This is a genomic window from Leptospira tipperaryensis, from assembly GCF_001729245.1.
In the GTDB taxonomy this organism is placed as follows: domain Bacteria; phylum Spirochaetota; class Leptospiria; order Leptospirales; family Leptospiraceae; genus Leptospira; species Leptospira tipperaryensis.
This window is the reverse complement of sequence record NZ_CP015218.1, coordinates 114,918-141,911: the sequence shown is the minus strand read 5'-3', so window position 1 is coordinate 141,911 and position 26,994 is coordinate 114,918. Positions and strand designations below refer to the sequence as shown.

At 44.4% G+C, this 26,994-nt stretch carries 23 protein-coding genes; 13 read left to right on the top strand and 10 right to left on the bottom strand.

Going from position 1 to position 26,994, the window contains the following annotated elements; genetic code table 11:
- Positions 1-8 precede the first annotated feature (8 nt).
- Positions 9-437: a GFA family protein gene (locus A0128_RS19990; protein ID WP_069609532.1), complete on the bottom strand. Its 429-nt coding sequence runs from the start codon at positions 435-437 to the stop codon at positions 9-11.
- 436 nt (positions 438-873) lie between these two features.
- On the opposite strand from A0128_RS19990, the gene A0128_RS19985 reads away from it, so the two are divergent.
- Positions 874-1,293 (top strand): hypothetical protein, encoded by a 420-nt coding sequence (locus A0128_RS19985; protein WP_156781947.1) that lies wholly within the window; start codon positions 874-876, stop codon positions 1,291-1,293.
- Here A0128_RS19985 and A0128_RS19980 read toward each other — a convergent pair.
- Positions 1,283-2,569, bottom strand: coding sequence for a sterol desaturase family protein (locus A0128_RS19980; RefSeq protein ID WP_069609530.1), 1,287 nt, complete (start codon positions 2,567-2,569; stop codon positions 1,283-1,285). The two genes, A0128_RS19985 and A0128_RS19980, sit on opposite strands and share 11 nt — an antisense overlap.
- A 391-nt stretch (positions 2,570-2,960) precedes the next feature.
- Between A0128_RS19980 and A0128_RS19975 the strand changes: the two genes are divergently transcribed.
- From A0128_RS19975 to A0128_RS19965, 3 genes are all read left to right on the top strand, one after another.
- Entirely contained in the window at positions 2,961-3,983 is a 1,023-nt protein-coding gene (locus A0128_RS19975; protein ID WP_427854361.1) for a beta-propeller fold lactonase family protein, read from the top strand.
- 352 nt (positions 3,984-4,335) lie between these two features.
- Positions 4,336-5,982 carry an FG-GAP-like repeat-containing protein gene (locus tag A0128_RS19970; RefSeq protein WP_162274122.1) on the top strand — a complete coding sequence of 549 codons (1,647 nt, stop codon included), beginning with the start codon at positions 4,336-4,338 and terminating at the stop codon, positions 5,980-5,982.
- A 367-nt stretch (positions 5,983-6,349) separates the two neighbouring features.
- On the top strand, positions 6,350-8,149 hold the full coding sequence (locus A0128_RS19965) for a methyl-accepting chemotaxis protein (RefSeq protein WP_069609527.1): 1,800 nt from the start codon (positions 6,350-6,352) through the stop codon (positions 8,147-8,149).
- 57 nt (positions 8,150-8,206) lie between these two features.
- Here A0128_RS19965 and A0128_RS19960 read toward each other — a convergent pair whose 3' ends face one another.
- Positions 8,207-9,055, bottom strand: coding sequence for a class I SAM-dependent methyltransferase (locus tag A0128_RS19960; RefSeq protein ID WP_069609526.1), 849 nt, complete (start codon positions 9,053-9,055; stop codon positions 8,207-8,209).
- 283 nt (positions 9,056-9,338) lie between these two features.
- Complete coding sequence (locus A0128_RS19955) at positions 9,339-9,914, bottom strand: TetR/AcrR family transcriptional regulator (protein ID WP_069609525.1); 576 nt, start codon at positions 9,912-9,914, stop codon at positions 9,339-9,341.
- 394 nt (positions 9,915-10,308) lie between these two features.
- Here A0128_RS19955 and A0128_RS19945 point away from each other — a divergent pair, with 394 nt between their 5' ends.
- The 4 genes from A0128_RS19945 to A0128_RS19930 all read left to right on the top strand — a co-directional run bounded on the left by A0128_RS19945 (position 10,309) and on the right by A0128_RS19930 (position 14,257).
- Entirely contained in the window at positions 10,309-12,036 is a 1,728-nt protein-coding gene (locus A0128_RS19945) for a mucoidy inhibitor MuiA family protein (protein ID WP_069609523.1), read from the top strand.
- 127 nt (positions 12,037-12,163) lie between these two features.
- The gene (locus A0128_RS19940) at positions 12,164-12,634 is read left to right on the top strand and encodes a PaaI family thioesterase (protein ID WP_069609522.1); all 471 of its coding nucleotides are present in this window, start codon (positions 12,164-12,166) and stop codon (positions 12,632-12,634) included.
- A 75-nt stretch (positions 12,635-12,709) separates the two neighbouring features.
- Positions 12,710-13,501 (top strand): helix-turn-helix domain-containing protein, encoded by a 792-nt coding sequence (locus A0128_RS19935; RefSeq protein WP_245667274.1) that lies wholly within the window; start codon positions 12,710-12,712, stop codon positions 13,499-13,501.
- A 117-nt stretch (positions 13,502-13,618) separates the two neighbouring features.
- Positions 13,619-14,257 (top strand): hypothetical protein, encoded by a 639-nt coding sequence (locus A0128_RS19930; RefSeq protein ID WP_156781945.1) that lies wholly within the window; start codon positions 13,619-13,621, stop codon positions 14,255-14,257.
- Positions 14,258-14,338: 81 nt separating this feature from the next.
- Here the strand turns inward: A0128_RS19930 and A0128_RS19925 are convergent, their stop codons facing one another.
- Together A0128_RS19925 and A0128_RS19920 are read right to left on the bottom strand one after the other, a co-directional pair.
- The gene (locus A0128_RS19925) at positions 14,339-17,965 is read right to left on the bottom strand and encodes an Ig-like domain-containing protein (protein WP_083244238.1); all 3,627 of its coding nucleotides are present in this window, start codon (positions 17,963-17,965) and stop codon (positions 14,339-14,341) included.
- A 327-nt stretch (positions 17,966-18,292) separates the two neighbouring features.
- Positions 18,293-19,210, bottom strand: coding sequence for an NAD(P)/FAD-dependent oxidoreductase (locus A0128_RS19920; protein WP_069609518.1), 918 nt, complete (start codon positions 19,208-19,210; stop codon positions 18,293-18,295).
- A 156-nt stretch (positions 19,211-19,366) separates the two neighbouring features.
- Here A0128_RS19920 and A0128_RS19915 point away from each other — a divergent pair, with 156 nt between their 5' ends.
- From A0128_RS19915 to A0128_RS19900, 4 genes are all read left to right on the top strand, one after another.
- Positions 19,367-20,284, top strand: a complete 918-nt coding sequence (locus A0128_RS19915) for a LysR family transcriptional regulator (protein ID WP_069609517.1) — start codon at positions 19,367-19,369, stop codon at positions 20,282-20,284.
- 91 nt (positions 20,285-20,375) lie between these two features.
- Positions 20,376-20,717 (top strand): ArsR/SmtB family transcription factor, encoded by a 342-nt coding sequence (locus A0128_RS19910; RefSeq protein ID WP_069609516.1) that lies wholly within the window; start codon positions 20,376-20,378, stop codon positions 20,715-20,717.
- 1 nt (position 20,718) lies between these two features.
- Complete coding sequence (locus tag A0128_RS19905; protein WP_069609515.1) at positions 20,719-21,210, top strand: SRPBCC domain-containing protein; 492 nt, start codon at positions 20,719-20,721, stop codon at positions 21,208-21,210.
- Complete coding sequence (locus A0128_RS19900) at positions 21,207-22,103, top strand: alpha/beta fold hydrolase (RefSeq protein WP_069609514.1); 897 nt, start codon at positions 21,207-21,209, stop codon at positions 22,101-22,103. Before A0128_RS19905 ends, A0128_RS19900 begins: the two co-directional genes overlap by 4 nt.
- Before the next feature lie 304 nt (positions 22,104-22,407).
- Here the strand turns inward: A0128_RS19900 and A0128_RS19895 are convergent, their stop codons facing one another.
- Positions 22,408-22,896, bottom strand: coding sequence for a DUF1801 domain-containing protein (locus A0128_RS19895; RefSeq protein ID WP_245667272.1), 489 nt, complete (start codon positions 22,894-22,896; stop codon positions 22,408-22,410).
- A gap of 150 nt (positions 22,897-23,046) precedes the next feature.
- Positions 23,047-23,370, bottom strand: a complete 324-nt coding sequence (locus tag A0128_RS19890; RefSeq protein WP_069609513.1) for a winged helix-turn-helix transcriptional regulator — start codon at positions 23,368-23,370, stop codon at positions 23,047-23,049.
- 113 nt (positions 23,371-23,483) lie between these two features.
- Between A0128_RS19890 and A0128_RS19885 the strand changes: the two genes are divergently transcribed.
- Positions 23,484-24,194 (top strand): hypothetical protein, encoded by a 711-nt coding sequence (locus tag A0128_RS19885; RefSeq protein WP_069609512.1) that lies wholly within the window; start codon positions 23,484-23,486, stop codon positions 24,192-24,194.
- A 65-nt stretch (positions 24,195-24,259) separates the two neighbouring features.
- On the opposite strand, the gene A0128_RS19880 is transcribed toward A0128_RS19885, so the two are convergent.
- Both A0128_RS19880 and A0128_RS19875 read right to left on the bottom strand, forming a co-directional pair.
- A complete protein-coding gene (locus tag A0128_RS19880) occupies positions 24,260-25,801 on the bottom strand; it encodes an FAD-dependent monooxygenase (protein ID WP_069609511.1) in 1,542 nt (513 codons plus the stop codon).
- Positions 25,802-25,827: 26 nt separating this feature from the next.
- Positions 25,828-26,967 carry an FAD-dependent oxidoreductase gene (locus tag A0128_RS19875; RefSeq protein ID WP_069609510.1) on the bottom strand — a complete coding sequence of 380 codons (1,140 nt, stop codon included), beginning with the start codon at positions 26,965-26,967 and terminating at the stop codon, positions 25,828-25,830.
- Between the last annotated feature and the right edge of the window lie 27 nt (positions 26,968-26,994).

Genomic DNA, 26,994 nt, shown 5'->3' with positions numbered 1-26,994 from the left:
CGAAATCGTTATTCCGCAACCGCCTGACCCGAACCTCCCAGCTCGGAAGGAAAATCTTTTAACTTCAACAATCCGTCTTTCATTGGAAGAACGGTCTCAACGTAATTTACGTGAAGTCCCGGATTAAATTTGAGGGTAGGAATCGTGGAAGCGTAGACGTCAAACAATCCAAACGGCGGATGAAACGTCATCAGATGACCTCCACATTTTGTACAAAACTGACGATCACTTTTTTCAGTTTGCATAAATCGACCGATATACTCGGACCCTTTTAATACTTTTACGTTCTCCGGCTTCCACAGAGTAAAAGCGTTTACCGGCGAAGCAGACCAAGATCTGCACGAACTGCAATGACAGTATCCCATCGCCTCCGGCGCACCCTGCACTTCTATTTCAACGGACCCGCAGAAACATTTTCCCGTATTTGCACTTGTCATCTCATCTCTCCTTATATTTGATCGATTCTTGATTTTTAGTCGTTTCGAATTTAAGCATTAAAAGTAATTTAAAATATTATTATTTAAGAATATTCTAAAATAGTTGTTTTACTGATTAAAATAGACCGGCAAACATGACATTCTGTCGCCAAAACAAAAATCAAGACCATATATTCAAAACCATGGATACGTTAGGCGAATTATGGAATCATAAAAAATGAAGAAGCGGAAAGACGGAACAGACTTCGACAAAGAGGGAACAAACTCCTTTGTGTGATTTCTTCCCGGAAAGACGTCATTCATTCTTTTATTGTTAGAATCGTATTCTTTTTTGAAAAAACGAAAAAGATAACGAAAAAAATATTCCCGGATTGATTTTCTATTGTTCTTCTTAGAGAAAGGAACAATCTGTCTTCCGGAAGTCTATTCGATCAAAATGAAAACTCTACGATGGATTTATTGTATTTTCCTGATTCTTTCCTCCCTTTTTTGTATCGATCCCAAAAAGAACGACGCAGAAAAAAATCATTCGCTCTTTTCCGATATCCTCGTAAACAAAACGAATGAAAAAATCAGATTGGAATTCACGTTCTATCGCGAGATCAGCGAGATTCTGAACGGACGTGAAAACAGGGGTTTTGGAAAAGCGCCTCTCGTTGTAGATTTCCCAAAAATCAACGGGGAACCTCTGATAGAATCGCAAAGACAAGGATTAAAAATCTATTCCATTGAAATTGAAAACGTGGAAAGGGATTATACGATTTCCTTTATGCGTAAGGATGGGCTTTACAAAGGTGTCATTCGAATCGATCCAAAGGAGCCGCAGAGTTTGCTTCGTGCCGAGTTTAGAAAGTAAAACTCCTGCGATAAACAAAAAGCCAAACCCAGGACAAAAGAGTTAGACCCCAGACTGAAAACGTGATCGATGATCCTTGAAAAAATGTAAACGCCAAGTAGCTCAGATGTAAAAGGCGGATCGGTTCCAAGTAGAGGGCCCATTTTCTAAGATCGCAAATTCCTCCGATACAAGCAAAGGAAAGAATGCTGATAAAAAAGATCGTATGTAAAAGGACGGTCGGAATTTCTGAGACCATAATAAGAGCCGAGAGCGACCCGCTCAGAGTAAGACAGGACCAAAAAATCGAATAGATCGTCAAGCCCTTTGGCAAAATCACATCATATTTTTTGAATGTATTCGGTTTCGATTCAAAATTCGTTTGCGACTGGGAAACCGTTTGCGGCGTCCATCCCGGATTTGCGAAAAGGACCTTCGCTCTATCCTTCCAACTCGTAGAATTCTTAGCAAGATCAAACATCTCCCACCAGTAGTGCAGGTTCGCCCAAAGCGGATTAAAACTCTTGAGCTGTGTGGTAATTCCGTATTTCGGTTCTTCTTCTTCCAGTTCGAATGTGCCAAACCACTTGTCAAAGAAGATAAACATTCCCCCGTAATTCTTATTGATATACTTTGGATTGATTCCGTGATGAACACGATGATGAGATGGTGTATTAAAAATCGCTTCGAACCAATTCGGCAATTTTTGTATCCATTTTGTATGAATCAAAAATTGATAGATAAGGCTGAGTTGACCGACTAACGCCATCACTACGGGTGGAAAGCCTACCACTGCGAGCGGAAGATAAAAAACCCAAGTAAACAATCCTCGGAAACTCGCCTGTCGAAACGCAACTCCGAGATTGTATTCTTCACTCTGATGATGAACTATATGTCCCGCCCAGAGAAAATTTACTTCGTGACTGAATCTGTGATTCCAATAATACGCAAGTTCGTATAAAAACAAACACGCGAGCCAAGTAAGAATTACGATTCCCCAAGACCAATGAATCGCGGGAACTCCGAAGAATTCTTGCGATGGCATCCACCAAACGGGTTGGTCCGACCACGTGGGAAGATCGAAGATTCTCCAATTAAAATAAATCCAGAGATAACCGGCGATCGTGATCGAATGAAAAACAACGATAAAAATCTGGTTGGAAATTCCAGTGGCTAAATTGTTAAGCGAATCTCCAAAACTATACAATCTTAAATTTCGATACCAAGAGAATACAATTTCCATTCCGATGAATAAAAACAAAAAGGGAATAAAAAGAATGACTAAGTTGCGTTCCATTTCGATTAACCGGAACTCTATACTATTCTCCTTCTCCGTTTCGACAATACAAATCGATTCACGGACGTTCTCATAAATGATACGATCATTACGATATTCTTCGATATGTTGAAAAAGGCCGCACGTTCATTCCTTTAAATTTATCGTTCATTCTGATCCAAAAAAAGACCGCAGAGAACGGCTTGTGGCCTTGTTTCTCCTATTAAGATTCGTTAGGAACGCCTCTGTAAATTTAAGTAAGATGATTTTAACCGAAAAAATAAATTTTAGATCCGTCTTTCTATCGATCCTTCCGATCTTTTTTGTTTCGTGTACGATGTGGCCGGCGCTGACCCTTCTTGTTTCCGATGATAAATCAGAAAATTCTAATATATCGGGAGCATTGACTCTTATGCTTCTTTCCCAAATTCCGAAAGAGACTCCGAATCTTATGTATGTCGCGAACTTAAATTCCAATACGGTAACATTCTTTAATGCGAAAACGGGGGCCTATCTCAATGGAACTCTCGCAAATTCCAGCTTTACGACTCCGGCGAGCCCCGATTTTGTCGCAGTCAATCCGACGGCAAACATTCTGTACGTTTCCTCGCAAGCCTCGAGCACGGTGACTTACTTCAACGCGAAGACCGGCGCGTATATCAACGGAACTCTCGCAAGTTCGACTTTTACGACGGGCTTAGGTCCGTATTCCATCGGGGTCAATCCGAACGCGAATTTGATCTATGTTTCCAATACGCTCGACGGAACCGTTACCTACTTCAACGCAACGACGGGCGCATATCGCAACGGAACTCTTTCCAACTCCACAGTTGCAACCTCGGGAAACACACCACAAGCGGTCGCGGTCGATCCTGCGACGGATCGTATGTATATTACAAATTTTGATTTAGATGACGTGGCTTTCTACAACGCGAGCACGGCGACGGTGACTGTCAGTTCTCCGACTGAGTCCGGTCCGACTTCGATCGCAATCAATCCTTCCGCAAATCTTTTGTATGTTGGAAACAATGCCGGTAATTCGGTGACATTCTACAACGCTACAAACGCAACCTATATCAACGGAACTGTTACCAATTCCAGTTTGCCTGTGGGAACCGGTCCGGTTTCGATCGCGGTCAATCCGACGGCCAATATTCTCTACGCTGCAAATCAGACTTCGGAAACCCTAACGCTGAACAACGCGACGACCGGAGCTTATATCAACGGAACCCTCGCCAACTCAAGCTTCCCTACCGGTTCCGTACCGACCGGAGTTTCGGTCAATCCGATCCACAATCTCGTTTACGTAACGAACTCCGCATCCGCTACGGTTACTTTCTACAATGCGTTAACCGGAGCTTATCTGAATGGAACTCTTGCGAACTCGAGTTTTACAACGGGCAACGGCCCTTCTTCCGTCGTCGTCAACCCATAGATTGTTTCGACTCGCCTCCGGAGAATTGTATAACTACGTTTCCCATTTCATTTTCTCCCACGTTTGAGGGATGTCTTTTAACAACGAATAGCTGAAATGTTAAGCGAAGAGCGTCTTTTATAGAGGTCTTCAAAAAGTTAGGAAATATCTTTTCAAATTTTTATAAAATCAGCTTTTTGATCTTTACCGATTCAACCGAAACTTGTTTCAATCAAAACCAAAGGATTTCCAAATTACGGAAGCCGATGTAGTTTCTTTGAAATTATTTTCGTTTTTAGTTAGTAATATTTTGAAAAGAATTTTTAAAATCAATTTCTCAATCGTTTTCTTTTCGGTTTGGATGATAGGTTGTGTGAAACCGATATTCAATCCGGAAATAACCTATTCTCATGCGTGGTGGGAAACCGAAATTCTGAAGTGTATTCTTTCCGGTGCCTGCGCGGATCGTACACCTCCCACTCTGAACGTCGTAAATCTTTCCTCTTCTCATAATTCTATTTTAGAATCCGGTTTTATCGTAGGAGTTGCGAACGACGACCTATTTCTTTCTCGTGTGGAAGTCAGTTTAGATTCCGGTCCCTTTCTTCCGGCGCTCGGAACTTTCACTTGGCGTTATGCGGTGCCTTCTTCTTGGAAAAGTGGAAGTCTCCATTCGGTTCAAGTGAGGAGCGTAGATTTCGCGGGAAATTCTTCCGAGATTCTTAACTTCGGATTTAGAAAAGGAAGTAACAAAGACGTCAACGGAGACGGCATCCCCGATATCGCGATCGTCGCTTCCTTATTTTCAACCACCAGAAACGGAGACGTCTATCTCTATTACGGACTTGGAAAGGGAGGCTTTAATCCCACGAGCGCAACCATGGCGAACGTGATTATCACGGGAGACGCAGCAGCTTCTTTCGGATATGCGCTTCAATTGGGAGACGTCAATGGGGACGGATTTGCGGATCTCGTCGCAGGAGGTTCTTTCGAATACGGCGGTGCAAACGGAAAAGTCTATGTCTTTTATAGCAACGGTGCTAGCGGAATTCTTGCTTCCAGTTTTGCAAACGCGAATCTGACTCTCAACGCGGGCGCTTCCACAACTCTAGGTTATTCCCTTTCCCTCGGAGACGTAAACGGAGACGGAATTACGGATATCGCGGCGAGCGGTTATGTAGGCGCCGGTATCGCTCAAATTTATCACGGTGGAAGCAACGGTGTTTCTCCCACTCCCAATACTTCCATCGTCGGACCGGGAACTAACTTCGGTTCGGCGGTTCGATTGGGAGATCTCAACGGAGACGGGTTCTCCGATCTGATCGTAAACGGAAATACTTTTAGTTCTTCTTCCGGTAGGCTCTGGATCTTTCACAGCAGTTCGAGTGGAATCTCCGCGACGAACACCGCAGCTCCTACGCTCACTCTAACGGGAGCTTCGGCCAGCGATGCATTTGGGCTCTCTATGGAAACGGGAGACGTGAACGGAGACGGATTCGAAGACTTGATCGCCGCCTCCGTAGGTTATTCGGGATCGATGGGAAGGGTCTATACGTTTCACGGTAGTTCTAGCGGACTTACAGCCGTATCTGTGAGCGGTGCAAATCAAACTCTAACGGGTGTGAGCGCCTCCGAAACCTTTGGCAACAGTTTAGCGTTAGGCGATATAAACGGGGACGGATTTTTAGATCTCGCCGTTAGTTCTACAAACTTCAGCGCCGCCTTGGGAAAAGTATCTTTCTTTCATTCTACGGGAACCACGATCTCGGGAACACCTTCGGCTACGATTCAAGGAGAAGCCGCCGGAGACGGTTTCGGCGGCGGGGCCTTTGCGGATTTTAACGGAGACGGTTTTTCGGACTTCATTGCCGGCGCCGGCGGAAATACGGGCAGCTCGGGAAGATCCTATCTTTTTTACAGCCCGGGAGCGAGCGGTCTCGTTGTTTCCCTCGCTGTAAGCGCAAACCTGGCGATATCCGGACCTACCAATTCTCTCTTTGGTCAGGCATTTAGTCATTAGAAGTTCGGGAACGGACCGACATTCAGTATAACTTGTTTATTGAATATAATGAATTCATAATTTTATCGAAATCGTGTTTTTAAAATACGGAATCCTGGTTCTTTTCTTCAAAATCAAAGCCCGATAAACTAAAAAACTCCCGTTCTTCAGGGTCGTTTTATAAAATTCCCCTCACCTAAATTGCAAACAGCATAACCCGCTTACATTTCGGAATAAAACGAGAAAAACGACTCACATTAAATTTGTATTAACTTCGAATTAAGAAAGAATTAGGAAATTTATTTTTTGACTTATCCGAATCGATTCCTTTCCATAGAGTCTGATCCGAGACGAAAAAGAAGTCCGGTTTCCAAACACGAGGTTGTTCATGTCCGAAGAATCCAGGTTTCTCCTTCGACTTTCTCTGAAACTAGAAGCCATTACTTATTTGCAAGGAGTTCCCATAGGAATCATTTTCATCGTAGTGGCCGGCGGTTTTACGGGCGATAAGCTCGTCGCATTTTTGGAAGGAGTTCTCGCCGCAACGATCATTACCTTGTTTGTGGTATTCGTGCGATGGCAAATTCTCCGGAGGATCATTAGTCTTCCCGTTTCAAAAAAATCGGATCTTTCATTCGTTGAAAAATTCAATCGAAAGAAAAAAATCTCTCTTCTTCATTTTCCTCGTTGGGAAGTCGTCATCACATTCATTCAATGGAATTTAGGAATCAGCGTCGCCTACTTTTCAACCAACGCTCTCATACCTTTGACAAGCGGAGAAACTCTTCTCTATCCCATCCTCTGGGTAATGATCATTGGAATCGTAGCCTGTTCTCACTTCTTTGTTTCCGAAATCGAAATCGCAACGATTCTCCAAAACACGGATATGAAAACTATGGAACTCGAACCGGAACAATATATAAAAGTATCCTTGGCTCAAAGATTTATCTGTTCCCTTTCTTCCATCGTTCTTTTACCGGTCATCTTTCTCTCTTACTTTGTTTTGGTCTTGAAGGGGTCCTATTCTCCGGCCTATCCGATCGAATATTCTCTCAGCGTTGCGTTCTGTTTTCTTGCTCTGATGATTTATACGACTTCCAACTTATTCTTAAATTCCTTAAAGAAGAATTCGGCGGCGATTTCGCAGATCGTAACCGCGATCGCTTCCGGAAACATACAAAATTCTATGCCTCTGATTTCGAGCGACGAGATCGGACAAGTCAGTCATAACATCAACGCATTCCTTTCCAAAATCAATTCGGTGGTCGCGGCGATTCGATCCGAAGCGAGAACCCTGCAGGAAAGATCCGATATTCTCGCAAACGATACGCAGCAGTTTTCTTCTCACGCACAAGATCAGGCCGCTTCTTTGGAAGAGTTGGCTTCCGCCGTCGAAGAGTTATCTGCGAGCGGGACCTCGGTTCTCAATCAAGCCAACAATCAGGAAGAACGCGTTCATAACGCGGAAGTTGTAGTGGAAGAACTTAGCAACGCGATCGGAGCCATCCATCAAGAATCCGGTTTGGCAAAGGCCGAAGCGAGTAGAATGGCCGCGGAAGCGGAAAGCGGTCGAGAATCCATAGAAAGATCCGTTCGAACGATGACCAAAATCGAAACGAGTACGGATAAGATGGGATCGGCCCTTACGATCATTTTGGCGATTGCGGACAAACTCAAACTTCTTTCAATCAATGCTTCGATCGAAGCCGCAAGATCCGGAGAATCCGGAAAAGGTTTTAGCGTCGTCGCGGAAGAAATTTCAAAGTTAGGGGAGAATACAAACAGCAACGCCGTAAAAATTCAAAGTCTTATCGAGGACGCGATCACACGAGTAAAGGAAGGAGCGGAAGACATGGCCGAATCCGCACACTCGTTCGCCAAAATCGAAGAAAGTATCAAACAATCGATTCCTATGGTGGAAAAAATTTCAGCTCTCTCTTTGCGGCAACTTACAGCAAACGACGCGGTGAAACAAAACTTCGAATTGATCAATCGTCTTGCCGCCGATATCAAAAACTCAACGGAAGAACAATCTCTCACATTGACCGAATTTGCAGAATCCGTACTGCGTCTTTCTCAAAACACACAATCGGTTTCCGCAAATTCGGATAATATTAACTTTCTCGCTTCGCAACTCGCGGGACAAGCGCTTGTATTAAATCAAGAAGTGGATTACTTTCGAAAGTGATATTTATAATACATTGGAAGAATCCAAAATCTGCGACTTCTTGATCGAGTAGTAAAATCAGGATTTTTCACCGGAAACAAGAAGAGCGCTCGACTCGATCTGAACGTTTCCGTTTTCATATTTTTGCCGAATCGTTTGATAGACTTCTTCTTTGATTTTTTCCCGCACGCTTTCTTCAGCCTTGGAAAGCGCGGAGACGATCGGAGCCGCGACCTCCGTCATAACGTTCCAATAAGTTTCCGCGGTCTGGCATTTCAGTTTTCCGGAAACTTCTTTTGAGAAGACACTTTTCAATCCGGCTTCCCGGAAAAGATGGGAAATCAGATTCTGTTCCGCGCAACGAAACATTCCGGGCGCACCCGGAATCGGAGCCGGTAAGTTCATATTTCTCTGAATCGCACCCATGATGGCCGTGATCCAAAAATTCTTTTCAGGAACGTTCCAAACCGTGGTCGCGATCTTTCCACCCGGTTTCAAGACGCGAACCATTTCGCTCACCGCCAATTTCATATCCGGGAAAAACATAAAACCAAAACGACAACTGATCGCGTCGAAAGTATTGTCCGAAAAAGGGAGTTCGCTTACGTCACAGGCTTGCGTTTTTATATTCGAAATTCCTCTCCGCTTCGCGTTCTCCCGAGCCACTTCCAGCATATCTTCGGCGAGGTCGGTGATCATCACAGTTCCACTTTGAACAATGGAAGCGATCGTCAACCCCGGCTCTCCCGTTCCCGCAGCGATATCCAAAACGTCATCCGTCTCTTGAAGATCGAGCCTTTGGATGATCTCATCGCCCATCGGTTTTAAAAAATCCATAAAGAGATCGTCCCACTTCTTCCAACCGGGAGAAAAATGATTCCAAGATTCCTTTTGTTGTTCTCGTATTTGTTGAAGATGTAATTCCATTTTGATAAAACTCCTCGGCGTCTTGCAAAAGTATGGGATCAGCTTTCGATTCTTAAACGTAGTCTACTGATTGATCAGTAAGCCACGTTGATTCAAAAAACCCTTGTGAAACGTCTCAAAAGCATAGAATAAGGCCATTCTTAGATTTTCCCGACCATTTCTTAGCGGGAGAATTCATTGAGTAAACTATACTTACTGATCGATCAGTAAGTCAATAAAAAATTTATATTGCTCGGGCCGATTTTTCAAGGAATTTCGAAGAGGGAAAACGTGTCAGCATTTTTCACGACTTCGAATTGTTGGAAAGAATCCCGGCGATTTTTTCAGCAAATTCGGCCGTGGAAAATTCTCCTACTTTGCCGAGCTGAAAAGTACCGAAGAGCTGCCCGTAACCAAAGCTAGCGGACATATAAATCCAGGAAAGAACTCTCGCCATTTCAGGATCGGGCAAAAATCGACCGACTTCCCTTTCCAGGGAAGAATGAATCGCTTTCATTTTTTCATGAATCACTTTTCGATCCGCTTCGGTAAAGTTTGGAAATTCCGCAAGAAGCCAACGCTCTTTTTTGACCGTAACCGAATCGTGCGCGCAAACTACAAGAGCGATCTGCGTCAACAATTCCTGGAGGGATTGTGCGTTCTTTCCAACTTGTAAAATTTGTTCGGGGTCAGGTAAATGAGAATGAAGAACGTCTTTGAGAATCGTATCCTTTCCTTCCGGAAAATAATAATACAAAGCCGCCGTGGTACAATGTGCGGCCTCGGCGATGTGTTTTATCGAAACCGCGTTGTAACCGCGCTCGATAAAAAGCTCACCGGCGACGCCTACGATCGTATCGCGTAAACCTGTTTCCTGCATAATGTTCAAACTTACCCCGGCCTAAAAATTGAGAAGTAAAAATCAATCTCCAAAAAGAAGAATGTCGTATTTCCGGGGTTCTTCGCGTTTGCATCCGCGATTCGGAGAAAAACAAACGAATTCGTTGATTCAATATTTTGAATATATCAATAGAAAGCCAAAGTCAGTTGATTCGAACAAGATTTTTCAAAGAAAAATTTTCCATCGCTCCGATCGGAAGGAACGACCAACTTTTGCGAACGTGAAAAACTTCGAGTTTAAGAGAAGAATTCGATTCTTACCAAAACCGTTTGGATTCTCCTTTTGTTTGTGATTGCAAAATTCTATGGAATCTGGAAAGATTTTAGTCTGTATCGATCTTTTCAAAAGATAGAGTTTAAAGACGAGGATAAGAATGAAACTAAGACTTAAAAACGCGCGAACTTCGATTTCACTGAAAATTCTTTTTTTAACTTCGGTCTTTGTTCCGTTTTTCTTTTTTCTGAATGCGCAAGATCAGGATTCTTCTCGAGTCATAGGAAAGATTCAATCCGTTACGATCTTTTCGGATCGAGCCTTGGTTAAAAGAAATCAGGATGTGAAATTGCAGGGAGAAGAAACAACCCTTCGTTTTGCGCGTCTTCCCGCGACGGTGATTCTCGATTCGATCCGAGCCTCTTCGGACGGACCCTTGAGTATTTCTTCGGTTTCTATTCGTACCATTTCCGCGGGAGAAGATTCCGAACTTACAAACGATCCCTTAAAAAAGAAAATGATTTCGATTCAACAAGAGATCCGTTCCGAAAACGATCGACAAGCGAGTTATAAAGAACAACTCAAACTACTTTCCACTTTGGGACAATTGACCACGGAAGAATCGGACCGACAACTGCGTTCGAATTCCATCGATGTCAAGACCTGGTCTACGAGTTTGGAATTTTTAGAGAATCGCCGCAACTCCTATCTCGAAAAGATACAAAAGTCGGAAGAAAGATTAGAACAATTGAATAAAGAATACGGACAAGTCAACGCCGCATTTTTACGAATGGCTGACGCAAAACGTTGGTCGCATTCCGAAGTCGAAGTCGTCTGCTCCGGCAAACCCGGCTCCAAAGGAATCGTCTCCATCGAATATCTGGTGACAAACGTTTCTTGGAAAGGGATCTACGATCTTCACGGTTCTTCCGAAGGTGGAGACTTTCGTTTGGAATCACGGGTCGCTCTTCGTCAGTACACGGGAGAAGACTGGAAGAACGTGGATATCACAATCTCAAGCGCAAAACCTTCCTCGGCAATTTCTTTACCTCTTCTCAAACCTTGGAGAGTCAGCCAAGGAAGTCTGGCTCAACCTAATCGTGGAGCCAATTCCGACGATCAAACTCCGAGCGATTCGGAAGTTTCCGAAGGCGAAGACTCGGCCAATTTTACATTCCGTTTACCTAATAAAGAAAACATCATCAGCGATAATTCCGAACACAGGGTTTCGATGGAGAGCGCTCTGATCAAGGGTGTAATTTCTCACGTTGCGATCCCCACTCTTTCGAGTTATGTTTTTCTAAAAGCAAAGTTTAAAAATACGACTAAGACCCCCTTACTCTGGAACGACGTAAAAGTTTTTATGGACGGAAGTTTTATCGGAAGTTACACTCCGGGAAACAGAACCACCGTGGCCGCGGGCCAAGAATTTGAAATGTATCTAGGACCCGATCAAAGGATGAAACTCAAAAGAACTCTTTTAAAAGGAGAAGTCGCGGGCGGCGGATTTTTAGGTAAAACCGTACAGATAGAAAATCAATGGCAGATTGAAGTTTCCAATTATACAAAACGACCGAGACAAGTCACGATATACGATCAATATCCAGTGACCGTTGATCCGAATATCTCCACAAAATTTCTGGGTTCGAGCAACGAAAGTTATAAGAAAGACGCCAACGGAACTCTTTCCTGGGCCCTTCTTGTCAAACCGGGTGAAAAAGAAAAATTCGATTTTTCCTATTCGATTGAAATGCCTCAAACGATGTGGACGAGTCTTGAAAGTATTCGAGACGATCGTAAAACTTCCAACGAACTGGACGATCTCAAAGAACAAAACGCACCCGCGAGTCCGAAAAAAGTCTACAACTTAGAAAGAATGTTGAAATAGGAATTTTTACTTTCTTTTCGAGCGATAGACGTTTCTAAATTTTCAACCAAATTTGCACGTTTTTCCAAGACTCTGATGAGTGGAACGTGCTATTCTTCTTGAATAGAAATACAAAAAGAGGAATGAGATGACCGTTTCTGAATTACTATATCATAATGTACCAACCGAGATTTTTACTCTAAAAGAAAATTGCACTCTTATCGAACAGGCACAAAATCTGATCGACCAATGTCACCCGGGCGCGACAAACATGAAGGTTCTCAGCGTAACTTCGGAAATTTCGGAAGCTGACATTCCATACGCTCAGAGCAACCGAGCGCTTCACGGATTTATGCACGGAGGTTGTTTCTTTAGCGTCGGCGATACTCTCACTTCTATCATGGCGTTCTTCCACGTAGAAAACGAAAGGGAAAGAACTTTTACGATGGACGCATCCATTCGATATCTTCGTCCCGTAAGAACCGATACTGTTCGCGCCAAGGCGAGGCTCGTTCGAAAGAACGGCAAACTTTTGGAATACGTCTGCGATTTTTTCAACGAAGAAAACAAAAGAGCCGCGCAGGCGAAATACAAATACGCGATCGCAGAACCTCGTTGATTTTTTTTAGACGGCGCTACGGAGAGAAGTAAAGATTTCAATTGCATCCGGCTCCTTACCGATTAAGATGAACCGATGCAGAACGTAATATGCGCACTCCGAGGCGCAGTATTGTTCGTTGGAAAATTACCGGACCTCGCGTTCCATTCGACTGTAACTTCGGCAACGGTCGTGGGACTCGACATCGATATCAAAAAGCGAGTAAAGGGAAATGAAGAATGGATGAGCGCTCGTTGTTTCGTTTTCGACGGGACCTTGAGTCATGAAACCATCCTGAGCGGAACGGTTGGGATCTTATTCGCGGATCCGGGGAGCGAGATCGGAGCGATCCTTGCAAAAGAAGCGGGTCCGAGCGGTCTTTCCGAAAATCCTTCTTGGGCTCCCGAGTTGATTTCGACTTGTATAGAAATTTTCAACACAAACCCGGAACGTTATCCGGAAATTCTGACTCGATCTTTTCCGTTTAACCGTTTAGCTCCGGCGAAAAATATTCAGGACGACGATCGTCTAATCCGTGTTTTACGAAAGCTCGTGGACAGTCCCGAGGAAACGATCAACGTAGACGAACTCGCTCAGGAAATCGGAATGTCCGCGTCTTGGTTACAACACGAATTCAAAAACGTCGTAGGTTTGCCTCTGCGGGCCTTTCGCAAATGGTTTCGCATCAAGACCGCCGTGATCGCCCTCAAACAAGGCGCCTCGCTGGCGGATGCGTCCCTCGCCGCAGGCTTTTACGATCAGGCTCACTTTACCAACATATTTAGGGAAATCTTCGGAATCTCACCTTCCGTCGCTTTTGGAAAGGGAGAACCGATCCGCTGGTATATTCAAAACGAAGAAATAGAAAAAATCCTTACGACCTCGTAAAAATTTCAAGTTCGAATTCTTCCCGTCCGAATTCTTGTGAGTTCGTTTCATTTTTCTAAATTCTTCCCAAGTAAATCTTGACCACTCTCGTTTTCTATCGATCCATATCCTTCCAAAATGAATCAGTACATTGATCTTTCTCTCAGAAAAAGTATTTTGGATCCGTTTCAAAAAAGACTTAGGATCGATTCAAAGACGGTTCAATACGGAGATCAACAACTCCGCTGCCATGATATCAAAGAGATCCGATACGGAATCACTCAACTCTATATCAATGGGATCAAGGCAAATCGACTCTATTCCATCGGAGTTCGAGACGGAAAAAATCAAACGATCCAAATCGGATTTCAGTCGCTTCGTCTTTTTATGACGAACAAAAAAATAGAGGATCGATATCTGCTAATCATAGATTCTCTTTGGGAGAATATTACAAAAAAGCTCGCACAAGAAGCGCTCGAAAATCTGGAAAACGGAAGATCATATAAGATTAAGAATTTGGAAGTCACTCCTCGCGGAGTCAATATGCGGGTCGTAAAATGGTTTAAAAAAGACGAAGATCATTTTGTGGAATGGAAGGACCTAAGAAAGTATTCTCAGGAAGGACATTTGTATTTATTTTCCGATTCCAATCCAAAAGTAAAAACCAAAATTAATTTTCAAACCGTCTGGAACGCGCCGGTTCTAGCCTCCGTCTTGGAAACTTTATGGCAGGACGGGCGAGCCTATACGTTGGCGGCCTCTCACGATCGTTTTTAGAAAGTGCCAAAAGAATAAATCTTTTCGATTCCCCCAACCTCTTACTCTTAACTTCGAGGTTGGGAATTCTAATCTTTACTTTTAGTAAAGACTTCTTCCAAACCAGTTCCCGGTGCCGCCCGTCAATCCCGAACCGTCCAGAATTCTCGAAGCGGAAGAAGGCAGATTTGTACTCAAGCCGGTTCCAGAAGAATGAAAGATAAAAGTTCTTCCGATAAAAGTTCCGTTGTTGTAACCCGGTGAACCGACGTAGAGATCTCCGTAGCCGTCACCGTTTACGTCTCCGGTGGCGAGCCCCCAACCAAAGAGATCGCTCATCGGTCCGGTCATCGTAAGACTCGCGGTGGTCGTATCCGTATAAGAAAGGAACGGAGTCATATAGACGTAGACGATTCCTTGCGCGGGTGCGGTCGGAGTAGAATTTAAAATTAGATCCGCCTTTCCATCCAAATCCAAATCGCGCGCGGCTACACTATTGCCAAGATGATCGCTGATTACGGTTCCCAAGATGATAAAGTTAGCCGCACCCAAACCACTGCTCGTCAAAATTCCAGAAGAGGTCGCGGAGGAAACAAAGACAACGGCATGTCCCTTTGCACTGTTGAGAAAAGGAGCTCCGGCGACCAGGTCCGCAAAACCGTCTCCACTCACATCCGCCACAGCGACTGAGAATCCAAATTGACCGCTGCCTGCGGTGTTCGTGATCGTCGAAGACACGGCCCCGAGTCCGGTAGAAGATCCGTGATAGATCGAAACCCTTCCTTTCTGAGCGCTATAACCGTAAGCGCCGACGACCAGGTCCGCGTAGATATCTCCGTTGATATTACCTTGTGCTAAGGCGCTTCCGAAGAATTCGTTGGTCGCGGATCCAGTAAGAGCGGCCGCCGCCGTAGCCCCGCTCGTGTCTACGATTCCGGATGCACCCGTAGAATGAAAGGTATACACCTTACCTGTGTTAGTTGAAGAATACGGAGCGCCGACGATGAGATCCGGGTAACCGTCTCCGTTGAGATCTCCCGTTTCGAGAACAAACCCGAATCTTTCACTTGCGACCGCCCCGTCGATTCTCGCGGAGGCAAAGGCAGCATAGGAAATATTCACACCGGAACTTCCCGAAGAATAAAACGCATAAACGCGTCCCGTGTTCGTGGTAGCGGCCGGAGCTCCTACGATCACGTCCGAGTAACCGTCTCCGTTGAGATCTCCCAGGGTAACTGCCTTACCAAATTCATCCGTCGTAGTACCGACTATATAACGATTTGCTAAACTTGCATTCGTTGCCGTGATTCCCGATGTTCCTGAAGAATGAAAGATGTAAACGAGTCCCTGCCCGTATTCACCCGTCACCATATCGACGTAACCGTCTCCGTTTATATCTTTGTTTGTTCCCTTTCTAACCAGAGCCGAAGCTACCGTAGAATAATTGCCGGAAGAATCCTTGCTTCGAACCGTGATCGTATGTTGTGATCCGGTAGCCCAGGTCGTCCCACCGGATGGAAGTTTAAAATTCCAAGACGAAGTTCCGGATGCGGATGCATACGCTCCTCCATCGATAGAAACTTCTACGAGCGCGACTCCGCCGACATCCGTAGCGTTTCCTATGACAAAACCTGTTTCCACAAGACTTTTGTTTCGGAGATTCTGAATAGAAACTCCAGGCGGGGTCGTATCCGGCAATGTACCCGTGGTAAAACTCCAGCTATAAGCCGAAACAATCGAATTGTTTGCGAGATCTTTGGCTCCAACCTGGATCGTAGCTGTGTAAGTAATGCCGGGAAGAAGAACTGAGGTCGGAGTAAAAACCGCGCTTGTTCCGGAACAATTGACGGTTCCTGCGACGGCAGCCCCGTTACTAAGAGTGAAGGTGGCGGTCGTGAGCGAAGTACAATCCATTCCTTCACTAAACGCGACCGTTACACTCGCGCTCGTGGGAACTCCAAGGGAAGATTGGACCGGATTGACGATGGAAACCGTAGGAGCTGTAACATCCGGAGCGGAGCCCGTAGTAAAGGACCATGAAAACGGCAAAGCTATAGAATTGCCGGCAAGATCTTTCAGCGCAGTCGTAATCGAAGCCGTATAAGTCGTGTTATACGCCAAGGACGCGATCGGCGTAAAGGTCGCCGCGGTAGCGGAACAAGCGACCGTCCCCGGAACTGTGGAACCTCCTTCCAAGGTAAAACTGGCGGTAGTAACGGAAGCACAATTTAAAGTTTCATTAAAAGCGATGTTCACCGTTCCGTTTACGCTAAATCCCGTGGAAACATTCAAAGGATTCGTAATGGAAATTAAGGGAGGTGTAGAATCCGGAGCGGATCCCGTCGTAAAACTCCAGGTATAAGTTCCTGAAACGGCGTTACCCGCGAGATCTCGCGTCGCGGTTGTGATCGTGGCAGTATAACTAGTGTTATATGAAAGATTCGCACTCGGAGTAAATGTTCCGGAAGTTCCGAGACAGTTCACGCTTCCGGCTACCGCAGATCCTCCGTTGAGAGTAAAACTTGCAGTCGTAAGAGTCGTACAATCGATGAATTCGCTAAAAACCGCACTCACACTCGTATTCACTCCTACTCCGGAAAGAGAATTCGATGGGGTCACTAAAGAAACCGTCGGCGGCGTAAGATCCGGTCCGGCCCCCGTAGTAAAAGTCCAAGAGAAAGGAGAAGAAATCGCGTTAGACGAAATATCACGCACTCCGGTCGTAATCGTAGCCGTATATGTTGTGCCATAAGATAAGGATGCCGAAGGATTAAAAGAAGCAGTCGTCCCAAGACAAGAGACCGTTCCCGCAACCGCAGATCCGTCGCTCAAAACAAAAGTTGCGGTATTCAAGGTCGCACAATTGAGAGTTTCACTGAATGCAACCGCGATCGATCCGTTGATTGCAAATCCCGTCGAACCGTTCGCAGGACTTACAAAGGATACGGTCGGAGGAGTAGAATCCGGAGCGGACCCGGTCGTAAAACTCCAGCTAAAAGAAGAAGCGAGCATATTCCCTGCAAGATCTTTCGCGGCCGTACTGATATTTGCCGTATAATTTGTATTAAACGAAAGAGAAGAAGTTGGAGTAAAAGTCGCGGTCGAACCGGAACAAGAAACGGAACCGGAAACTGCAGAACCGTTACTCAAAGTAAACGAAAGCGAAGTTAAAGAAGTACAATTCATCGTTTCACTAAAAGCGACGCTTAACGATGTATTCACAGGAACGGAAACGCCCGAGTTAACCGGAGTCGTAAGAGAAACGATGGGAGCAATCAAATCGGAAACGGATTCGGTTGTAAAAGTCCAGATGAAATCTTCATTGAGAAGAGAACCGTCCGCAGATCTTAAATCCTTAGAAAGAGTCACTGTGTAAATGGTCGAAGCAGAAAGTGGAGAGGAAGGAGTAAAGACCACGTTCGAATTGGAGACGCTCACGTTACCCGGAATTGGGGTCGAACTTTCAGACAATTGAAAGGAAGCCCCGGAGATCGAAGAAGAATCCAAAGCCCGATTAAAGCCGACTTGAATCGAACTATTCGTGGAAACTCCATTCACGCCGACGCCGGGTGTAATCTGAGAAACCCCGAAAGGAACCGCGGGCGATCCCCCTTTCAAATCAATGTAAGAAAAAATCGGAGGAAGATGGTTCCAATCCCGATTCAAACAATTCGTAAAACCGAATAAAAAGAAAAGAGAAAGAAGAGAGAATTGTATAATGTGTTTCATATAACGCGTCCAACTTTTGTCGACTATCTTCATTGAGACTGAATTTAGTTATACAATTATAACAACGGATTGCTGTTGTATTATAAATCAATAAAACTTATGAATCGACAAGTTTGCGTTTATCGCTCGAAATAGGGATCGAAATGGGTTTCGCCTAACGTTCCATCCGAGTCGAAAGAAGTACATTTGTGTTTTCTATACGAATCTCTGCCTGCCTATTTCTTACACAAAATAGAAAAGAATAACTCTCCTAACGCATAAACTTTGCTCTAAAAGAAAATCTTCGAACTCTCAGAACCCGTTATAGAAGGCTTCAGTTGCATTCTTTCAAGCATTTCCAAATTCTTCTCCTAATAGCGCAAACACCACTCCCGCGCCGGCCATCGCGCCCGAAGCGGCGGCTAACAAAACAGAATGCCCCGGACTCACGTTGTCTCCGCATGCAAAAACACCTTCCACAGAGGTTGCGCCCCTTTCGTTTATCTTGTAAAAGCCGAGTTGATTTTTTTCACAACCGAGCGTTTCTCCGATTTGAGATTTGAGCGCGAACGGCAGGGTCGGATGAAAAAAGACGGCTTGCCTTTCTCTGAGTTCCCCGTTTGCAAGAGACAAAGCTTTCAATTGCTCTCCTTCAAAAATGAAACCCGTAATTTTCTCTTCTATCAATTCTACATTCTTTCGCTTTAATAATTCTCTCTGTGGATCGCTAAACTCCGCCTTCCCATTCGTAAAAAGAATTAAATCGGACGCCAAGTCGTTTATCAAAGGTAGCATGTGAAATGTCATTTCGCTGTTTGAAATAAAACCCAAACGGGATCCTCGAATTTCAAATCCGTGACAGTAAGGACAATGAAAAATAGATTTTCCCCAGAGCTCCTTAAAACCGGGAACGGGCAAGGGCTTATCCTCTACTCCGTAGGCAAGAATGATCTTTTTAAAATGAGCGGAAATCCCCGAAGACAAGTTTGCGGTAAAACCGGAAGTCGATTTTTCAACGGACAAGACGCCTCCTTCGAAAAACTTTATCGTTTGATATTTCTCCAAATCCTTTTTTACTAACCTTCTCCATTCGGCCGGATGAATACCGTCTCGTGTGGGAAAATTATTGAGATGGGAAGACGGAGCATTTCTAGGACGACTATCATCGCAGACCAAAGCCGTTCTGCTCATACGACCTAAAGACAAGGCCGCGCTCAGTCCCGCCGGACCTCCGCCTATAATCAGTACTTCATAGTCAAACTTCATTCTATTCTCCTTTAGAAATATAAAAACAAAACCAATACAAGATTTAAAATGAAACTCATTCAAAGGATGTAAAGACTTATAAGAAAATGAATTCAATTTTTGTTATAATTTTTTAATTTGGTTGATTTATTGATACCTATTAAGTATCAATAAAGAATGGATTTATCGAAACTAAAATCGTTTATCGTGGTCGCGGAAGAACTCAACTTTAGAAAAAGTGCGGAAATTCTCGGGATTTCGCAACCGCCTTTAACCCGTTTGATTTCCTCTATCGAAGAAGAACTCTCTACAAAACTTTTTGAAAGAACTACAAGACAAGTAAAACTAACGGGAGCGGGAGTTTATCTTTTAAAGGAAGGAAAGGAAATTATCGATAGAGTTGAAAATTTGGAAAGAGAAGTTCGTTCTATCGGCAAGCTCAAAGCGGGCGGTCTCAGCATCGGATTTTCAACAACGACCTTCTTAGCAAGCCTACCTCAAATTATCGGAGAATTCCAAGATCGTTTTCCAAAGTTGAAATTTCAACTTCATCAAGAATCAAGAAATAGAATTCTTAAAGGTTTGAGATCCGGTCAGTTTGATGTTTGTTTTATGGAAGGAACCGTTTCGGAAGAAGGAATAGAAAAACATTCCGTCAACGACGAAGGTTTCGGAGTTCTGGTTCCCAAAAAACATCCTCTCGCCAAAAGAAAGGAAATCGAACTTAAAGAATTAAAAAACGAAACCATCATTCTACATCCAAAAAAAGAAACTGGAAATTTTTACGACACGATCTTTCAACTTTTCAAACAAAGCGGAATCAAACCGAAAGTATATTTGAAAAACGAAAGAGAAAGTTGCCCCATCTTAGTTGCCACCGGCAAAGGTGTATCTCTAACGATCTTAGGCGCTCAGAACGTGGCTCCTTCCCAAACCCAATTTGTTCCAATCAAAAAATTATACTTGCCCGTATCCGTGTTTTGGATGCCCGAAAATAAAAATCCTTCGTTAAATACTTTTTTAAGTTTTGTGATCGAGAGCAGCGCTCTGAAAAACAAAAAAGCCGAATGTTTGTTGGATGTGATGAGGCTTTGAAAGATGATTTACTTTCGGGGACTAAGAACTTTAAAAAATAATAGTCAAGTAAATACTTGACTATTTCAGGGCCTTCATTAAACTTAAGCAGATGCTTAACCATTCTTCATCCCTAAACCGCGTATTTTACGCGCTGTCCGACCCTTCTCGCCTGACAATCGTTGAAAGATTGAGCAAGAAAGGCGCCTCCGTAAGCGAACTCGCGCAGCCATTAAATATGAGCATGGCGGCAGTCGTTCAGCATATTCAAATCTTAGAGGAAAGCGGACTCATCAAAACCCATAAGGTCGGCCGAGTGCGTTCCTGTCAGGTCGAACCGCGCTCTTTCGAACTCATTGAAACTTGGCTCAATCAACGGCGTAAATTTTGGGAAAGGAACTTGGATCGATTGGGAGAATTTTTAGAAAAAACGGAAAAAGAGAGGAAGAAATAAAATGCAAAAACTGAAGGTCGCACATGAAATATTCAGCATTGAAAAAATCTATAAATCCTCTGCCGAATCGGTTTATTCGGCGTGGAGCAACTTAGAATCCAAAGCTCAGTGGTTTATCGGTCCTGGAGATTGGAGTGTTGTCAAACGTGAATTGGATTTTCGCGTAGGAGGAAAAGAACTTCTTCACGGACGTTTTCCTAACGGAAAAGAAACCTTATATAAAGCAGAATTTTATAATATTCTCCCAAACGAAAGAATCGTTTTCGTATACGACATGTATTTGAGTAATAAAATTCATTCCGTGTCCATAGCCTCCGTTGAAATCGAAAGTATCAATCCAAAGGATACGCGACTAACGTTTACGGAACAGGTTGCGTTTCTGGATGAGACCATCGGAAGAGAGGGCTTACTTTCTCGAAAGGAAGGTACGATGGCACATTTGGATCGAATTGTGGAATATTTAAAGAAATCATCAATAGGAGAAGAATCATGAGAATTCTCAAATATCTAACGTTTGTCATTGCCATAGTTTCTATTCTGCAATGTACTTCGAGAAGTGCATCCGTCTTGAAAGAAAACACAACGACGGAAGAATCGATTCCTACCGAAAAAGGTCACGCCCCCATCGGCGACATTCAGTTGTATTATGAAATTCACGGTGAGAAGGAAGGAGTTCCTCTCGTTCTTCTGAATGGGGGCGGCTCTACGATTGAGGTAACTTTTAGTAAAGCAATCCCTTACTTTGCAAAACATAGAAAGGTAATCGCTTTAGACGAACAAGGTCATGGAAGAACAACGGATCGAAAGGGGCCGGTCCGATTTGAAACCTCCGCGGACGACGTGGCCGCACTTCTCAAACATCTCAAAATTGAAAAAGCGGATTTTTTCGGATTTAGTAACGGCGCGAGCGTGGCCTTACAAGTTTCCATACGACATCCTCATCTCGTTCGTAAACTAGTCTTTGCATCTTCGATGACAAAAAGAACGGGCGCCTACCCTCAATTTTGGGACTTTATGAAAAAGGCAACTTTCTCAAACATGCCTCAGCCTCTCAAAGATGCGTTTTTAAAAGTTAACCCGGATCCTCAAAAGTTAAGGACGATGTTTGAAAAAGATCTAGAGAGAATGCAAAACTTTAAGGACGTGAGCGACAAAGAGATCGGAACCGTGAAGGCCCCTACTTTGATTCTCAGCGGAGACCGTGACATTGCCAAGTTAGAACACACGATCGAATTGACTCGGAAAATTCCGGACGCTCGACTTCTCATTCTACCGGGCGGACACGGAGATTATTTAGGAGAAGCCATTATGTATCAAAAAGAAACACACTATCCGGAATTGACGGCGGCCCTCATCGAAGAGTTTCTTGGACCTCCGCAACTGTAACACGAGTAACCCTGTTGAAACTCATTTAGAAAATTTGAATAAAATGAAAATATAATTTAGTATGCCCGGGCGGCTTTCGGGGAAAGTATTATTTTTTTTGCATATTTGAAAATGAAAGATAAAGTTTTTATCGAAATGTTCCCCGAAACCGGGCTCTCGGCTCTGGTCAATAAATTGAAAGATGAAAGCGATACGAATAGTATTACCGAATTCTCAATTTATTGACCCCGCCTCCATCCCTGCCGCGGAAGCTTCGATCGTTCTTCTGGCCTTTGCCCTATTTTTCCCGGATGAAATCGGAGATTTATTTTAATCTTTCCAACAAACCCCTACGCTTCACAATATTCTTATAATCCCATTGGATTTTCTTAGATTTAGTAAGCCAACGCCTTAGATCTTTTTTAATAATCTGATCGGCATTTGTATAACGAACCTCTGCGGCTTGAAAGCTACCTTCCGGTTTTAAACCCTCTTCTTCGAAAGATTGTCCGCTCCAGAAAAGAAGCCTAATTCCGCCCTTGAGTTTGCTATAACCCACGATAGGATTTCCATCGAGAAACCACACGGGGTGTGCATGCCAAATCTTATTTTCAGCCTTGGGAAGTTTAAGATTGATCTCTTGAAAAAGAACTTCGCAGATAATTCTTTCTTCTTCCGATTGTGAATGATTGTATTTGAGGACTTCTTTGTTCATGATATCATAGGAATTTGAGTATTTAAGATTCTTTACTACGGCTTCTTGATTCTTAGATAGATTAGAATTTTCTATCTGATTTTGAATTGTATATAACAAATTCAATTCCAAACCCTTCGATTTTTTAAGCGGGAATGTTCCGTTTGAACCGGTCAGTGAAGAGAAAAGAAAAGAAAAGGCACGCTTAAAGGTCGTAAATATCGGAAAGATACTAATCAGCTATAACAAAGCGCTTCTTAGATAAAAACCCTAACGTCGCGTATGTTTTAAGCCCCACTCGCGTACTGTTTTTAATATCGGGCCCAATGATTTTCCAAGCGAGGTCAAACGATATTCCATTCTCGGAGGATGTTCGGAATACAAACGTCGGACAATGAGATTATTATTTTCGAGATCCTTGAGTCGAGCCGAAAGTAAAGCCGGAGTGATTCCGGACAAAGATGCCTCCAAATCTCCGAAACGTTGTACCTCGCCTTTGATAAAAAAATCCCGGAGAATGAGCAATGTCCAGCGTTCCCCAATCAGATTCAACGTGCGCGCAACCGGACAGTCCAACTGATACGATCTTTCCATAGAGAATAAATATTCGGTTGACAAGAAATGTCAAGTCACTTTTGTTTTGATAGTAACTATTTTAAATATAGTTACTATCAATTTCACTATTCCGCACCCATGGGGAGGGAGCCATGTCCTTTGGTTTTGAGATAACTCTAATTCTATTTTCTTTGGTCTCGGTGATTGTTCTCGCAACGAGAGGGCTCTACGGATTCAACCCCAAAAGCGCGATCGTTATTTGCCTCTTACTCGTTGCCTGGCTTAGCGTCGTATTTTCACTTGCCTTGAAAAGCGCCTTTAGCCCTCCGAAACCTTCGCCGATTCCTCTCGCGGCAGGCGTTATGATTCCTGTAATCCTAGGAACGATCGCCCTATACCGCTTACCAAAGTTTAAAAATTTGCTGTTCTCCCTTTCGCAGCAAAGTCTGATTCAAATTCATGTCTCTCGTATTTTAGGGGCGATATTTTTGTGGTATTACGTGGAAAATAGACTACCGGGAATTTTCGCTCTGAGCGCCGGTCTAGGAGATTGCCTGGTCGCAATCTCAGCCCCGTTTGTTGTTTGGGCCATCGATCATAAAAAATCTTATGCCCCAACGGTATTCAAGGTCTTTCATTTTGTTGGTATCGTAGATTTTACAGCCGCCTTGACGTTAGGAGCTCTTTCATCGGAAGGACCACAGAGGCTTATTTTTCAGGAGGTTCCTTCGAACGCGATTGCATCTCTTCCTCTTGTGCTGATACCCACTTTCGGAGTTCCTTTGATTGTACTGGCTCATTTGATTTCAATTTTAAAATTTAAGGAAGCCCGGAAAAACAATCCAGACTCAATGTTCGTTTGAGCGAGGCAATGTATATACAAGAGAAAGAAAAAGAAGAATTTCTATTTCTCTAATATTCTTTTGTTCTAATTCTTTACCTTCGAATTACGAACGAACCAGAAAGCAACGGCTTTTTTGAGTTCTTCGTAATCGGGGTCGTTATCAGAAGCCCAGGCGATAATTCCGTCTGGGCGTAGGAGTAACGTGCCTAATCCAAGCCGGTCTTTTACATTCCCTGAAATATACCGAATGGAACCGCCATATTCATCGGCGAAACTTTTGAGTGAAACATTCTTAGTAAAATCAAGCAGTATCCCTTGACCATCGCGCATGAACTCTCCGATTCTTACACCGTCTTCGAACTCAAAGTTAGGAACGCTATGACCTAATAAAGGGTGATCGTCGCCGAGATCGTACTGAGTGAAAACACCCCAAACCCTTCCCGCAAAATAAGTGGCGCCATCGCGCGTATCCATAAGGTCACGGACAATTGCATTCAACGCGTGTGCAGCCGGACCTGGTTTCATGATCGCAACCTGAGCACGTGACCAATCCAGAACCTCTGCGCCGATCGGATGTCGTTCCGTTTGATAACTGTCCAACAAATCTTCCGGCGCTTTCTTTTGAATGGTTGCCGCGAGCTTCCAACCAAGATTCATCGCATCGCCGATTCCAAGATTAAGACCTTGCCCTCCTAAGGGTGAATGAATGTGAGCAGCATCGCCGGCTAAAAGAATCCTTCCGTTGCGATACGTTGTGGCCTGTCGCGCTCGGTCGGTCCACGTAGTTGCGATATGTAAGGCGCTAATTGTAACGTCGGTGTCCGAGATTCTACGAAGCACCTCCTGCACGTGTTCCCGCGTAATCCGTTTTTCAGAATTATGAAATGCTCCGCCATCAAAGTCCTGTATGACTAAGTAACCGGGTTGTGACTGCAAGTACATTCCCGTTGCCGTCACGTTACGACCAGGTTTGAGTTTCTCCGGATCAGCAATGTCAACCTGAGCATTGTAGCCGGTAAATTCAGGTTCCGTACCCGCAAATTCAAAACCACCGACCTTTCGGACAACACTACGACTTCCATCACAACCCACGAGCCACTGACCTTGAAAAGATCGATCTTCTGTGTGAACGATTACTCCTTCTTCCGTTTGATCAAGGGAAGTCAGGGGAAATCCTCGCTTGATTTCGACTCCTAAAATTTCTGCTCGGCGACCGAGGACCGTTTCAAGCTCTTCCATTTCAGATATCAAACTGGTGTTAGTCGAACTTGGCAGACGATACTTCCACTGCGAGGTATCGATATCGCCTTCATAAAATGGAATACCCGCAAAGTGTCCGACCTGACGACGCGCCCCTTGTCCTGGATTCGAATGAGGATTTTTAAGGTGTTTATGTATCTCGAGTTCGTTTAACAAATCGCGGCGGTAAAACGCTTCTATGGTCGGCGCCGAAAGTCCTCTGATCCCGAAAGGACGTCGTTTTAATGGCGAATGCGGATTCTCCATTTTTTCCAGTATCAAGACGGAACATTTGGCTAAGGCCAGTTCGCAGGCGAGGAATAGACCTACAGGACCTGCACCGGAAATGATGACGTCGTAAATCGACTGTTGTTGGTTTTTATTCATGAGTGTTTCCTTATATAAGGTGTTTATTACGTGTTTACGCTGGTGAAAAAATCGACCAGACTCTGAGGAGAATTCTCTCCAAGACACAAGTCGAGAATTCCTTTCGAATCGCGGGCTTCGGAAGAGCTGCGTGGAAAAAGTTGTTCTTCATAAGCGACGAGCGCGGCTTCTATGTCGCCGGGGTTTGTGGCGATAGCCTTCCCGAGTTCCGCACCGTCGAACATTGCGAGATTGGCGCCTTCCCCTGAAGGAGGCATTAGGTGTGCCGCATCGCCAAGCAACGTTACGCCGGGGATTCGATCCCATCTGTGCTCGACCGGAAGCGTATGAATAGGACGAAGTACGGGATCCGTCTCACCGTCTGTGATAAGCGCCCTTAACTCAGGAGCCCAGTCATCGAATTCTTTAGCGATGTCGGCTAACGCATTTTTGGGATGCGAGAAGTCTATGCTGTCAAACCAATCCTTCGGCTTGTTCAATTGCACATAAGTATGTAATACCTCGTTGGGTTCGCGATGCGCGACAATACCTTTTCCAGGCGCTAACGCATACATCGCGCCGCCGCCGACCGCTTCCACGCTCGCTTTGTGACGCGCACCGCTATCAAGAAGAAACGTCTCGATGAAAGTGGTACCTACATACTCCGGTTTTGCCTTGGAGAGAAGTGGGCGAACTTTCGACCAAGCGCCGTCCGCTCCCACGAGCAGATCAGTCGTTACTACAAAGCCGTTCGTAAAAGTCACTTCGTGTCGTCCGCCGCCAAGCGAAGAAACAACATTCACTTTGTGACCCCAGCGAACGCTATCACCGGGAAGCGAGTTCAGAAGAATCTGACGAAGGTCACCTCTCAGAACCTCAGGTCGGCCACCCGTACCATCGTCGGGCTCATCCAGTAAAACGTTGCCGGTCTTATCGAATATCCGAGACGCTTGCGCTCCAGTGTGAATGATTTCAAGAAACTGATCAAAGAGTCCCGCTTCCTTGAGCGCGAGCTGCCCGTTGTATTCGTGAATATCGAGCATACCTCCCTGTTTACGTGAGCTCGACGAGCCTTCAGCTTCGTAGATCGTCGCCTCAATACCGTGAACGTGGAGAACACGAGCGAGCGTCAAGCCGCCGAGCCCGGCGCCGATGATTGCAATTGGAGTGTGGTTAATTTGAGTCATAGCAAATCTCCTTTTTTAGTCTTAAAT

What these genes read in the sequence shown, in the direction of transcription:
- A0128_RS19990 (WP_069609532.1), bottom strand. Translation starts at nt 437, where the DNA reads ATGACAAGTGCAAATACGGGAAAATGTTTCTGCGGGTCCGTTGAAATA.
- A0128_RS19985 (WP_156781947.1), top strand. Translation starts at nt 874, where the DNA reads ATGAAAACTCTACGATGGATTTATTGTATTTTCCTGATTCTTTCCTCC.
- A0128_RS19980 (WP_069609530.1), bottom strand. Translation starts at nt 2,569, where the DNA reads ATGGAACGCAACTTAGTCATTCTTTTTATTCCCTTTTTGTTTTTATTC.
- A0128_RS19975 (WP_427854361.1), top strand. Translation starts at nt 2,961, where the DNA reads ATGCTTCTTTCCCAAATTCCGAAAGAGACTCCGAATCTTATGTATGTC.
- A0128_RS19965 (WP_069609527.1), top strand. Translation starts at nt 6,350, where the DNA reads ATGTCCGAAGAATCCAGGTTTCTCCTTCGACTTTCTCTGAAACTAGAA.
- A0128_RS19960 (WP_069609526.1), bottom strand. Translation starts at nt 9,055, where the DNA reads ATGGAATTACATCTTCAACAAATACGAGAACAACAAAAGGAATCTTGG.
- A0128_RS19955 (WP_069609525.1), bottom strand. Translation starts at nt 9,914, where the DNA reads ATGCAGGAAACAGGTTTACGCGATACGATCGTAGGCGTCGCCGGTGAG.
- A0128_RS19945 (WP_069609523.1), top strand. Translation starts at nt 10,309, where the DNA reads ATGAAACTAAGACTTAAAAACGCGCGAACTTCGATTTCACTGAAAATT.
- A0128_RS19940 (WP_069609522.1), top strand. Translation starts at nt 12,164, where the DNA reads ATGACCGTTTCTGAATTACTATATCATAATGTACCAACCGAGATTTTT.
- A0128_RS19935 (WP_245667274.1), top strand. Translation starts at nt 12,710, where the DNA reads ATGCAGAACGTAATATGCGCACTCCGAGGCGCAGTATTGTTCGTTGGA.
- A0128_RS19930 (WP_156781945.1), top strand. Translation starts at nt 13,619, where the DNA reads ATGAATCAGTACATTGATCTTTCTCTCAGAAAAAGTATTTTGGATCCG.
- A0128_RS19925 (WP_083244238.1), bottom strand. Translation starts at nt 17,965, where the DNA reads ATGAAACACATTATACAATTCTCTCTTCTTTCTCTTTTCTTTTTATTC.
- A0128_RS19920 (WP_069609518.1), bottom strand. Translation starts at nt 19,210, where the DNA reads ATGAAGTTTGACTATGAAGTACTGATTATAGGCGGAGGTCCGGCGGGA.
- A0128_RS19915 (WP_069609517.1), top strand. Translation starts at nt 19,367, where the DNA reads ATGGATTTATCGAAACTAAAATCGTTTATCGTGGTCGCGGAAGAACTC.
- A0128_RS19910 (WP_069609516.1), top strand. Translation starts at nt 20,376, where the DNA reads ATGCTTAACCATTCTTCATCCCTAAACCGCGTATTTTACGCGCTGTCC.
- A0128_RS19905 (WP_069609515.1), top strand. Translation starts at nt 20,719, where the DNA reads ATGCAAAAACTGAAGGTCGCACATGAAATATTCAGCATTGAAAAAATC.
- A0128_RS19900 (WP_069609514.1), top strand. Translation starts at nt 21,207, where the DNA reads ATGAGAATTCTCAAATATCTAACGTTTGTCATTGCCATAGTTTCTATT.
- A0128_RS19890 (WP_069609513.1), bottom strand. Translation starts at nt 23,370, where the DNA reads ATGGAAAGATCGTATCAGTTGGACTGTCCGGTTGCGCGCACGTTGAAT.
- A0128_RS19885 (WP_069609512.1), top strand. Translation starts at nt 23,484, where the DNA reads ATGTCCTTTGGTTTTGAGATAACTCTAATTCTATTTTCTTTGGTCTCG.
- A0128_RS19880 (WP_069609511.1), bottom strand. Translation starts at nt 25,801, where the DNA reads ATGAATAAAAACCAACAACAGTCGATTTACGACGTCATCATTTCCGGT.
- A0128_RS19875 (WP_069609510.1), bottom strand. Translation starts at nt 26,967, where the DNA reads ATGACTCAAATTAACCACACTCCAATTGCAATCATCGGCGCCGGGCTC.